The sequence below is a fragment of the Nitratidesulfovibrio oxamicus genome, assembly GCF_015731765.1.
Taxonomy (GTDB): domain Bacteria; phylum Desulfobacterota; class Desulfovibrionia; order Desulfovibrionales; family Desulfovibrionaceae; genus Cupidesulfovibrio; species Cupidesulfovibrio oxamicus.
In genome coordinates this window covers 1-10,082 of sequence record NZ_VRYY01000007.1, presented here as the reverse complement: position 1 = coordinate 10,082, position 10,082 = coordinate 1, and the positions used below count along the sequence as shown (strand labels likewise).

Genomic DNA, 10,082 nt, shown 5'->3' with positions numbered 1-10,082 from the left:
CACCCCGCCCGCCCTTCCCGCTGCGGGCGACGCCTCCAACGAGGCCACGGCGGAAGCGGCCCACCGCGCCGCGGCACGACCGGAACAGCGCATCGACGTGGCCACGGCCCGCCTGGAGTACTACGAATACCCGGCAGCCCTTCCCACGGTCGAACTGTCGTCCATCAAGATGGACCTGTACCGGCGCGACTTCACCATCAACGCCCAGGCCGTGCAACTGAACGGCACGCACTTCGGGCGGCTGGTGGACTTCTTCGGCGCGCAGCGCGACATGAAGGACAAGGTCATCCGCGTGCTGCACTCGCTGTCCTTCGTGGAAGACCCCACCCGCATCCTGCGCGCCATCCGCTTCGAGAAGCGTTACGATTTCCGCATCGGCGCGCAGTGCGAGCGGCTCATCAAGAACGCCCTGCAACTGGGCATGCTGGACCGCCTGTCCGGGGCACGGCTGTTCCACGAATTGAAGCTGATCTTCGACGAAAAGGCCCCCCTGCCATGCATCCGCCGCATGGAGGACTACGACATCCTGCGCCTGATCCACCCGCTGCTGAAGCTGAACCCGGCCAAGATGGACGTGCTGACCGAGCTTGAGCGGGTGCTGCACTGGTACCGGCTGCTGTACCTTTCGCCCGCGCCGGAACCGTGGGTGCTCTACCTGCTGGGGCTGTGCGGCAACGGCAAGTACCCGGACGTGGCCGCCGTCACGGACCGGCTGGCCTTCTCGCGCAAGGTCCGGCAGGACTTCCTGACCCTGCGCGAGAACGTGCGCGAAGTGCACAACCTGCTCAACCTGTGGATGCAGCGCGACGGCTCCATGAGCGGCCTGAACAGCCTGCTCTCGCCCATCGCGCCGGAAGGCATCCTGTACCTGATGGCCCGCTCCAAGACCGAAGACGCGCGCAAGCACATCTCGTACTATCTCACCCGCCTGCGCGGCGAAACGCCCGACATCACCGGCAACGACCTGCTGGCCATGGGCATTCCGGCGGGGCCTGCCTACGGGCGCGTGCTGCGCCGGGTGCTGGCAGCCAAGCTGGACGGCCTGGCCCGCACCCGCGCGGCACAGTTGGACCTGGCCCACGAAATGCTGCGCGAGGAAACCGCGCGCGAGATCCTTGCGGCAGAGGCTGGTTCCGGCGACGCGCTGCGGGGGGCCGAAGACACGGGTGAAGACATGGAGTCCGCCTGCGTGGCCCTGGGGCAGGGCATTGCCTCCGGCACCCGGCGTCACAGGCCGACGGGCTGGCGCGAACTCCGGAATGGGCAGGACGAACAGCAGGCAACGACCAGGCCAGTCTCACGGAATGGGCAGAATGGGCAGAATGGGCAGGAGACGCCTGGGACCGGCAACGAAACCGGCCATGCCGTCGATACGCCGGAGAACTGACGTTCACGAGGATGGCGCGACCCTGAACTGTCCGCACGGGCCACGGCGTGTCCGACAAGCCGCACGCGGCAATGCAGCGCCCGCCAGCGCCACAAACATCGCCCCCGGCGGCCCGCCCCCCTTGCCCCGCAAGGCCCGAGGGTGTAAGCACTTCTGACCGGCTGAATTTCAATCGGAAATACGGCACGTTGCGCATGCACACAAACAGTGCGCGCCGCGCCTCAGGAGACGGAACGGATCATGGAAACCCTCTGGGCGCCGTGGCGCCTCGACTACATCCTGGGCCCCAAGCCCGACAACTGCGTGTTCTGCCTGCCCGAGCACACCGAAGAGGACGAGGCGCGCCTGGTCCTGTACCGGGGGCGGCACAACTTCGTGATCATGAACAAGTTCCCGTACAACAACGGGCACCTCATGGTCACGCCGTTCCGGCACGTCATGGACCTTGCCGCGCTGGAACCGGACGAAGCCCACGAGATGATGGACCTGCTCCAGACCTGCACCACCATGCTGCGCCAGCGTTTCAACCCGCAGGGCATCAACGTGGGGCTGAACCTGGGCGAGGCCGCCGGAGCGGGCATCCGCGAACACCTGCATTTCCACCTCGTGCCGCGCTGGAACGGCGATTCGTCGTTCATGGCGGTGATGAGCGAAACACGGGTCATTCCCGAGCATCTGCATTCCACGTATCATGCCCTGAAACCCCTGTTCGACCGCCTGCCCCGCGCGGGACGGTAAGGAGGCCGACATGCGCTTCGTCAAGGTTCTCGTTCTGGTGCTTGTGTTCTTCATCTCCATGATGTTCTTCGTGCAGAACAACGCGGTGCTTTCCCAGGCCGTCACCCTGAAGCTCGACCTGTTCTTCGACACCGCGTGGAGTTCCATCGCCCTGCCGTTCTACTTCATGATCCTGTGTGCCTTCCTGCTGGGCGCGCTGAGCACCATGCTCATGCTCATGGTCAGCCGCCTGCGCGCCGGGGCCGCCCTGCGCCGCGCCAACAAGCGCGTCCGCGTGCTGGAAAAGGAACTGAACTCGCTGCGCAACCTGCCACTGGAAACCGCGCGCAAGGCCCCGGAACCGGTGGCTGCCCCCGCTCCCGCGCCCGCTGCGGCCACGGAACCCACCCCGGCCAAGGCCGGCTAGGCGGGAGCCCCCGTGACGCTGCTGGACAGACTGAAGGCGGGCGCGCGCACCCTGCTGGGCAACCGGCGCGCCGACATCCTTTCGCCCATGGGGCCGGATGCCGAATCTCCCGGCGCGCGCGATGCGTTGTCGGCCATTCAGGAACTGAGCCGGGTGGTGCGCAACGACCCGGATGCAGTGGAGATCTACCTCGCCCTCGGCAACCTGTACCGTCTGCGCGGCGACATCGAGCGCGCCGTGCAGATCCGCAGCAGCCTCATCGTGCGCCCGGGGCTGGACCCGCAGTTCAAGGCGCGAGCCCTGTTCGAACTGGGCCGCGACTACCGGCGCGGCGGGGTCATGGACCGGGCGCTCGCGGCCTTTGACGAGGCGCGTGCGCTCGGGGCAGACCCGGAGCAGATCACCTTCGAACTGGCCCTGCTGCACGCGGACAGCGGCGCCTTTCAGGAAGCGGCGGCGCAGTACGCGCGGCTGGGCTTTCGCCCGGCGCAGGCCCATTACATGGTCCGCCACGCCGAGGACCTGGACCGCTGCGGTCGGCCCGACGAGGCCAGGGCGTTGCTGGCCAAGGCCGTAAAGGTCTACCCCGGCGCGGTGGAAGCCTGGCGGGCGCGGCTGGTCATGGCCGCCCGCACGGGCGAATGGCGCCGTGCGGGCAAGCTGCTGCGCGAGGGGCTGGAACGGGTGCCCGCCTCCATCCGCTTCCTGCTGCTTGAAGGACTGCTTGAACTTGAAGCCCCCGCCCCGCGCAACGGCAACGGCAACGGCGTTAACGGCACGAACGGGGCAGACAGCGCGGACTTCGAGAAGAAGCGCTGCGCCACCGTGCTTGCCGCCATAGAGGCGCAGGAGCCGGACCTGCTGCTGCAATACTACGGGGCGCTGTTTCTGCTGCGCTGCGGCAACCGCGAAGAGGCGGGCAACTGGCTGGCCAAGGCCATGGTGCTGCGCCCCGATTTCTGGGCGGCCCGGCTGGAACTGCTCTCGCTGTCCATGGAACAGCAGCACCTGTCGCCAGTGTTCCGCAGCCAGCTGGAATATTTCATCGAACACGCCCGCAAGGTGAAGCGCTTCGTATGCGGGTCCTGCGGCCTGCGCCGCGAACACACCTTCTGCGTGTGTCCGCGCTGCCGTAGCTGGCATTCGGCCACGTTCAGGATGTCCTTGCAGGATTAGGCAGCACGGCGGGCTGTGACCCGATTGCCCTTTCGTCCGCTGGCCGCGCACCGCACTCCGGCGGTTGTCGCGGCCAGCATCGCATTTGCGTCCGGCCCCGCTCCGGTACTTCCATCCCCACCCCTTCGCGGTGTACACACGAGGCATGACAGACACCTCCCGCTTCCCGCACGCCCAGCCCCCTGCCATATCCGCTGATGCATCCCCTGATGTGTCCCCAGATGTATCCGCTGACGTATCCGCTGACGTATCCGGTGCCGCGCCGACCGCCGCCGAAGGCGCCTGCGGCTGCGACATGCCCGGCGATGCCGCCAGCATGGATTCCACGTCCGGCAGTCCTTCCGGCACAGTGTCCGCCCCCGTGTCCGGCCCCGGTTCCGCCTCGACACGCGGAGCTTCGCGCCTGGCCGGGGCCACCACGGCGGCGGCGGCCCGCGCCAATCCGTCCAGGCTAACCCCCATGTTCGAACAGTACCTGCGCATCAAGGACGACTATCCGGATGCGCTGCTGCTCTACCGCATGGGCGACTTCTATGAAATGTTCTTCGACGATGCGGAAACGGCGGCGCGCGAACTGCAGATCGCCCTCACCTGCCGCAATCCCAACGCCGACCTGCGCGTGCCCATGTGCGGCGTGCCCCACCATTCTGTGGAAGGGTACATCACCCAACTGCTGGAAAAGGGCTTCAAGGTGGCCCTGTGCGACCAGATAGAAGACCCGCGCGAGGCCAAGGGGCTGGTCAAGCGCGCCGTCACCCGCGTGCTGACCCCCGGCACGGTGGTGGAGGACGCCAACCTCGATGCCAAGGGCCACAATTATCTGGGCGCGCTGTTCTGGGACGGGGACAAGGAGGCGGGCGGCTTTGCCTGGCTCGATTTTTCCACCGGCGAATGGTCGGGCCTGCACGCCAAAAAGGCCGCCGACCTGTGGCAGTGGGTGCGCAAGATGCAGCCCCGCGAACTGTTGGTGACCGAGAACGCGCAGGTGCCCTCGTCCATGTCGCTCACGTCCACCCAGGTGGTGCGTGTGCCGGGCCGGGCGCCCTTCGACCTCAAGGCCGCCACGGAACGGCTGCTGCACGCCCAGGGCGTGCGCGACACCGGCGCGCTGGGCCTTGAAGGAAAGGATGAACTCGTCCGGTCCTGCGGGGCGCTGCTGGCCTATGTCGTGCAGACCCAGAAGCAGGACATCATCCACCTTGCGCCGTTCCGTCCGCTGAACCTGGGCCGCCACCTCATCGTCGATGAAGTGACGGAGCGCAACCTGGAGATCTTCCGCCGCCTCGATGGCCGCAAGGGGCCGGGCACGCTGTGGCACGTGCTGGACCACACCCAGACCCCCATGGGGGGCCGACTGCTGGAAGAACGCCTGCGCCATCCCTGGCGCGAGACGGGCCCCATAGAGGAAACCCAGGCGGCGGTTAGCTGGCTGTTCGAGCGCGATGACACCCGGCGCGACCTGCGGGCCGCCCTCGACGAGGTGTACGACCTTGAACGGCTGACCACGCGCATCTTCCTGAACCGCGCCGCTCCCAAGGATTACGTGGCCCTGCGCCAGAGCCTGGCCGCCCTGCCCAGGGTGCGCGGGGTGCTGGAACGGACCGAAACGCCCCACGGCGGCTACCCCACCGACGGCGAGGCGCGCGGCGATGGCCGCCCCCCCTTCCTGCGCGCGGCGCTGAAGGGCTGGGACGACCTGTCCGATTATTTCGACCTGCTGGAACGCGCGCTGGTGGACAGCCCGCCCCACCTGGTCACCGAAGGCGGGCTGTTCCGGCCCGGCTTCCACGCCGAACTGGATGAGTTGCTGGACCTGACCGAACACGGCGAGAACATGTTGCAGCAACTGCTGGCGGAAGAACAGGCCACCAGCGGGCTGCCCCGGCTCAAGTTGGGCTTCAACCGGGTGTTCGGCTACTACTTCGAGCTGTCGCGCACCGCGTCCGACGCCGTGCCCGAACACTTCGTGCGCCGCCAGACCCTGGCCAACGCCGAACGGTTCACCACCCCGCGCCTGAAGGAACTGGAAGAAAAGCTGGTCTCGGCCAGCGACCGCCGCAAGTCACTGGAATACAAATTGTTCCAGAAGCTGCGCGAAACCGTGTCCGAGGCGCGGCCCCGCGTGCTGTTCATGGCCGATCTGCTGGCAGGGTTCGACTACTGGCAGAGCCTTGCGGAAACGGCCCGCCGCTGGAACTGGACCTGCCCCGTGCTGGTGCAGGATACCGACATCCTGATCCGCGAAGGCCGCCACCCCGTGGTGGAGGCCATGCAGGGCAGCGCCAACTTCATCCCCAACGACCTGCGCATGGACGAGGCCCGGCGGCTGCTGCTGATCACCGGCCCCAACATGGCGGGCAAATCCACCGTGCTGCGCCAGACGGCCATCATCTGCCTGCTGGCCCAGATGGGCTCGTTCGTGCCCGCGCGCGAGGCGCGCCTGGGCATCGCCGACCGGGTGTTCTCGCGGGTGGGGGCATCGGACAACCTGGCGCAGGGGCAGTCCACCTTCATGGTGGAAATGATGGAAACCGCGCGCATCCTGCGCCAGGCGGGCAAGCGCAGCCTGGTCATCCTGGACGAGATAGGGCGCGGCACCAGCACCTTCGACGGCCTGGCCCTGGCCTGGGCCGTGGTGGAAGAACTGGCCCGCCGCGCGGGCGGCACCATCCGCACCCTGTTCGCCACCCACTACCACGAACTGACGGCGCTGGAAGGGCGCATCCCCGGCGTGCACAACATGAACATCGCCATTCGCGAGTGGGGCGGCGAAATCGTGTTCCTGCGCCGCCTGGTGCCCGGCCCGTCCGACCGCAGCTACGGTATCGAGGTGGCCCGGCTTGCCGGGGTGCCGCAGCCGGTGGTACAGCGCGCACGGGAACTGCTGCACGAACTGGAAAAAAACCGCGACGGCAAGGGCGAAGTCCCCCGCGCCGCACGCGCCGTGCTGCCTGGGCTGGACATGCCCGAACCGAAGCAGGCCGCCAGGCCGCGCGCCCTGCTTGCCGCGCGGGCGGAACCGGTGGCCCATCCGCTGCTGACCACCCTGCGCGACCTGGATACCGACCACCTGACGCCCATGGGGGCGCTGCAACTGCTCAACGAATGGAAACTGCTCTGGGGAGGCCCAGCCCATGCCGAAGATACCGTTCCCGACCAGCCCCCGGCAGCGCCGGGAGACGACCGTGACTGACGCATCCGTCCTGACAGACGCATCTGCCCGGCGCACGGGCCGTGGCCGCCGCATGGCCGCCGTGGTCACCCTGTGCGCGGTGCTGGCCCTTGGGGCCGCGTGCGGCAAGAAGATCATGCCCCAGCCGCAGGACAACCGCGAACTGTTCAACTGGCGCGGCGTCACGGCCATGGCCACGGCCAACGGCTGCATTGCCGCCCGGGGCGAGGCGCAGGGCAACGTGGACAACCTGGCCTCGGTGATTCTGGAAATCCAGCCCCTCGGCGTATCGACGGACGGCCTGGGGGACGGCAGTGCGGACAATTGCGCCGGATGCCCCTTCCGCGCCACGTCGCGCCAGGAATTCTGGCCCGAAAAACAGATCACCCCGCAGGGCACCGCCATCGTGGAAGTGACCATGTGTCCCGACCGCAAGGCCCCTGCCTATCGCTGGCGCCTGGTGGGCGTGAACGTGCTGACCCGCTTCGCGCATGCCCTCGGCAAGGTGCAGACGCTGGTGGTGGATCCCGACGCCCCCGGCTTCGAACTGCCGGCGGAAGACACCCAGCCCCAGCAGCAGACCGAAATCGTGATTCCGTAACGGCGCGGGAAACCGGCCCCGGCCCGGCATGGCGCCCGTTGAGACGCCGAATGGCGCCAGATACGCTCGATGACGCCGGATGACACCGGATGACGCGCGGCGTCCGCCTTCTGGACTACGGGCACCACACCGACCAACCCGGCAGCGGCAGTCCGACCATCAACCTGCCCCGTCAGGAGGAACGCATGCACCACTTCCAGTACCGCAACGGCGAACTGCATGCCGAAGACGCACCGGTGCGCGAACTGGCCAGCCGCTACGGCACGCCGCTGTACGTCTATTCGGCAGCCACGCTGCGCCGCCATTTCCTGGCCTTCGACAGCGCGTTCACCGGGGTTGGCCACCTTACCTGCTATTCTGTCAAGGCCAATTCCAACGTGCACCTGCTGCGCCTGCTGGCGGACATGGGCGCGGGCATGGACATCGTCTCCGGGGGCGAACTGCACCGCGCGCTTGCCGCCGGGGTGCCCGGCCAGCGCATCGTGTACAGCGGGGTGGGCAAGCAGGACGACGAAATCCGCGCCGCGCTGGAAGCGGACATCCTACTGTTCAACGTCGAATCGGTGCAGGAACTGGAGCGCATCGATGCCGTGGCCGGGCAGATGGGCCGTAGCGCACGCATAGGCGTGCGCATCAACCCGGACGTGGACCCGAAGACCCACCCGTACATCTCCACGGGCATGCGCAACAACAAGTTCGGGCTGGACATGGAACAGGCCCACGCGGCCTACCTGCTGGCCCGCGACCTGCCCAACGTCCAGCCCGTGGGCATCGACTGCCACATCGGCTCGCAGCTCACCACCCTTGCGCCGTTCCTGGAGGCGCTGGACCGGGTGCTGGACTTCCACGAACGGCTGCGCGACCTGGGGCTTGCCATCACCCATCTGGACCTTGGCGGCGGGCTCGGCATCACCTACGGAGAAGAAACCCCGCCCCACCCCAAGGAGTTCGGCGAGGCCGTGTCCGAACGGCTGCGCGGGCGCGGGCTGTCGCTGATCCTGGAGCCGGGTCGGGTCATCGCGGGCAACGCGGGCATTCTGGTGGGCCGGGTGATCTACACCAAGTCCACGCCCAGCAAGAACTTCATCATCGCGGACGCGGCCATGAACGACCTTGTCCGCCCCTCGCTGTACCAGTCGTACCACCGCATCGCAGAGGTGCACCCCGCCGGGCGCGACGAGATCACCGCCGACGTGGTGGGCCCCATCTGCGAATCGGGCGACTTTCTCGCGCGCGACCGCATCCTGCCGGAGATGCGGCAGGGCGAACTGCTGGCGGTGTTCTCTGCCGGGGCCTACGGCTTTTCCATGAGTTCCAACTACAACTCGCGCCCCCGGGCCGCCGAGGTGCTGGTGGACGGTGCAACGGCACGGTGCATCCGCAAGCGCGAGACCCTGGCCGACCTTGTGGCCCCGGAACTGAACGCAGAGGGGTAAAGCCTCTCTTACGGCTGGTTTAATTTTCTCCTGAACTTATCAGCCTTCTCTTGAGCATCACGTTGCTCTTCTTTATGCCATTCATGCCAATAGGCGCTGCTCGCTTTATTGGCCCGCTTTTCATGGTACGTCGCCGTGTCATTCAAACGTGTCATTTCCTCTTGGTCACGGTTGCGCTGACGTTCACGCTCAGCCGCCTGTGCCTCTGACTCCCTCACAGCACGAGCGCTCGACGCTCGCTGCTGCTCTTCTTCACGGCGGATAATTTTCGCCGCCCCAGCATCAAATGACCTTACTTGGGCTGCACGGCGGGCATCTGCCTCCGCTGAAGACTCTTTGGGAGGAGGCGTCCGCTTCCCTCCAGTAATCACAATTTCGCCGTTGGTCCCTTTAGTTATGGTGACATCCTGCGCTAAAACTGTGCTTGTTAAAAAAATCAGAGCAATAAAAAACAGCAACTTGACCATGAGTTCCCCCGTTCCCGACCTGCACGTTCCGTCGCACTAACAAATTATGATGCGGAATATGATATTCTGCGGGCGGCAAAAGAAACTATCCGCTTATTTCCCAAAGCACGCCCAATCGCAAACAATATCATTAAAAAGCAAACTATTACCTCAATATCACTTTTTTCCAAGGCCGGTTTAACTTTCTACTTGCCTCCTGTGCGAATTCTTGTTTATAAAAGTGAACACGACGACCGGAACAGCCTCACGCAGCCATCGCAGCACAGGCGGCAAAACCGCCAGTACAGGACACTACCATGCCGGATGCCTTCGACACCTTCTTCGCCCGGGTCATGCAGGGCACGGACATCACCACGCAGCAGGCCCTTGCCCGCGTGCTGGGGGTGAACCGCAGCGCCATCACCCAGGCCAAGAACCGCGATGCCATCCCCCAGAAGTGGATTCTGCGGCTCTCTCGGGTCTACGCGCTGTCGCCCGACTGGCTGGAATACGGACGCGGCACCCCCCGCCCTGCTCCACTGGTGCAAGCCTTCGCGGCAGCGGCACACGGTGCGGAGAGCGCCCCTTCGCAGGCCGTCATCGGGCATGCCCGGCCCGTCGGTGTCGCCCCCGGTCGCGCGGCAACATTACGCCCGTCCATGCCCGCCCCGCATCACGCGGACCTGCCCCCCGCCGTGCACATGGTGCCCAAGGTCCGCG

Annotated in this window: 9 protein-coding genes; 8 read left to right on the top strand and 1 reads right to left on the bottom strand. The window is 66.6% G+C overall.

The features are described 5' to 3' along the window. The 7 genes from FVW20_RS00365 to lysA all read left to right on the top strand — a co-directional run. A partial coding sequence (locus FVW20_RS00365) for a tRNA nucleotidyltransferase/poly(A) polymerase-related protein (RefSeq protein WP_196607802.1) occupies positions 1-1,387 on the top strand: 1,387 nt, incomplete at its 5' end. 240 nt (positions 1,388-1,627) lie between these two features. Beyond that, the gene (locus FVW20_RS00360) at positions 1,628-2,125 is read left to right on the top strand and encodes an HIT family protein (protein ID WP_167125444.1); all 498 of its coding nucleotides are present in this window, start codon (positions 1,628-1,630) and stop codon (positions 2,123-2,125) included. Positions 2,126-2,135: 10 nt separating this feature from the next. Further along, on the top strand, positions 2,136-2,531 hold the full coding sequence (locus FVW20_RS00355; protein WP_196607801.1) for a lipopolysaccharide assembly protein LapA domain-containing protein: 396 nt from the start codon (positions 2,136-2,138) through the stop codon (positions 2,529-2,531). A gap of 12 nt (positions 2,532-2,543) precedes the next feature. Further along, positions 2,544-3,707, top strand: coding sequence for a tetratricopeptide repeat protein (locus FVW20_RS00350; RefSeq protein WP_196607800.1), 1,164 nt, complete (start codon positions 2,544-2,546; stop codon positions 3,705-3,707). 460 nt (positions 3,708-4,167) lie between these two features. Beyond that, on the top strand, positions 4,168-6,900 hold the full coding sequence (gene mutS / locus FVW20_RS00345; protein WP_196607805.1) for a DNA mismatch repair protein MutS: 2,733 nt from the start codon (positions 4,168-4,170) through the stop codon (positions 6,898-6,900). Next, positions 6,893-7,480, top strand: coding sequence for a hypothetical protein (locus FVW20_RS00340; protein ID WP_307831256.1), 588 nt, complete (start codon positions 6,893-6,895; stop codon positions 7,478-7,480). The genes mutS and FVW20_RS00340 overlap by 8 nt, the downstream gene beginning before the upstream one ends. 185 nt (positions 7,481-7,665) lie before the next feature. Further along, a complete protein-coding gene (lysA, locus tag FVW20_RS00335) occupies positions 7,666-8,916 on the top strand; it encodes a diaminopimelate decarboxylase (protein ID WP_196607803.1) in 1,251 nt (416 codons plus the stop codon). Positions 8,917-8,924: 8 nt separating this feature from the next. Here lysA and FVW20_RS00330 read toward each other — a convergent pair whose 3' ends face one another. Continuing rightward, a complete protein-coding gene (locus tag FVW20_RS00330; RefSeq protein ID WP_196607799.1) occupies positions 8,925-9,383 on the bottom strand; it encodes a cation:proton antiporter in 459 nt (152 codons plus the stop codon). 296 nt (positions 9,384-9,679) lie between these two features. On the opposite strand from FVW20_RS00330, the gene FVW20_RS00325 reads away from it, so the two are divergent. Next, on the top strand, positions 9,680-10,082 hold a 403-nt coding region (locus tag FVW20_RS00325; protein ID WP_196607798.1), incomplete at its 3' end, for a helix-turn-helix domain-containing protein.

Coding starts and splice junctions, on each gene's coding strand:
- FVW20_RS00360 (WP_167125444.1), top strand. CDS start 1,628: ATGGAAACCCTCTGGGCGCCGTGGCGCCTCGACTACATCCTGGGCCCC.
- FVW20_RS00355 (WP_196607801.1), top strand. CDS start 2,136: ATGCGCTTCGTCAAGGTTCTCGTTCTGGTGCTTGTGTTCTTCATCTCC.
- mutS (WP_196607805.1), top strand. CDS start 4,168: ATGTTCGAACAGTACCTGCGCATCAAGGACGACTATCCGGATGCGCTG.
- lysA (WP_196607803.1), top strand. CDS start 7,666: ATGCACCACTTCCAGTACCGCAACGGCGAACTGCATGCCGAAGACGCA.
- FVW20_RS00330 (WP_196607799.1), bottom strand. CDS start 9,383: ATGGTCAAGTTGCTGTTTTTTATTGCTCTGATTTTTTTAACAAGCACA.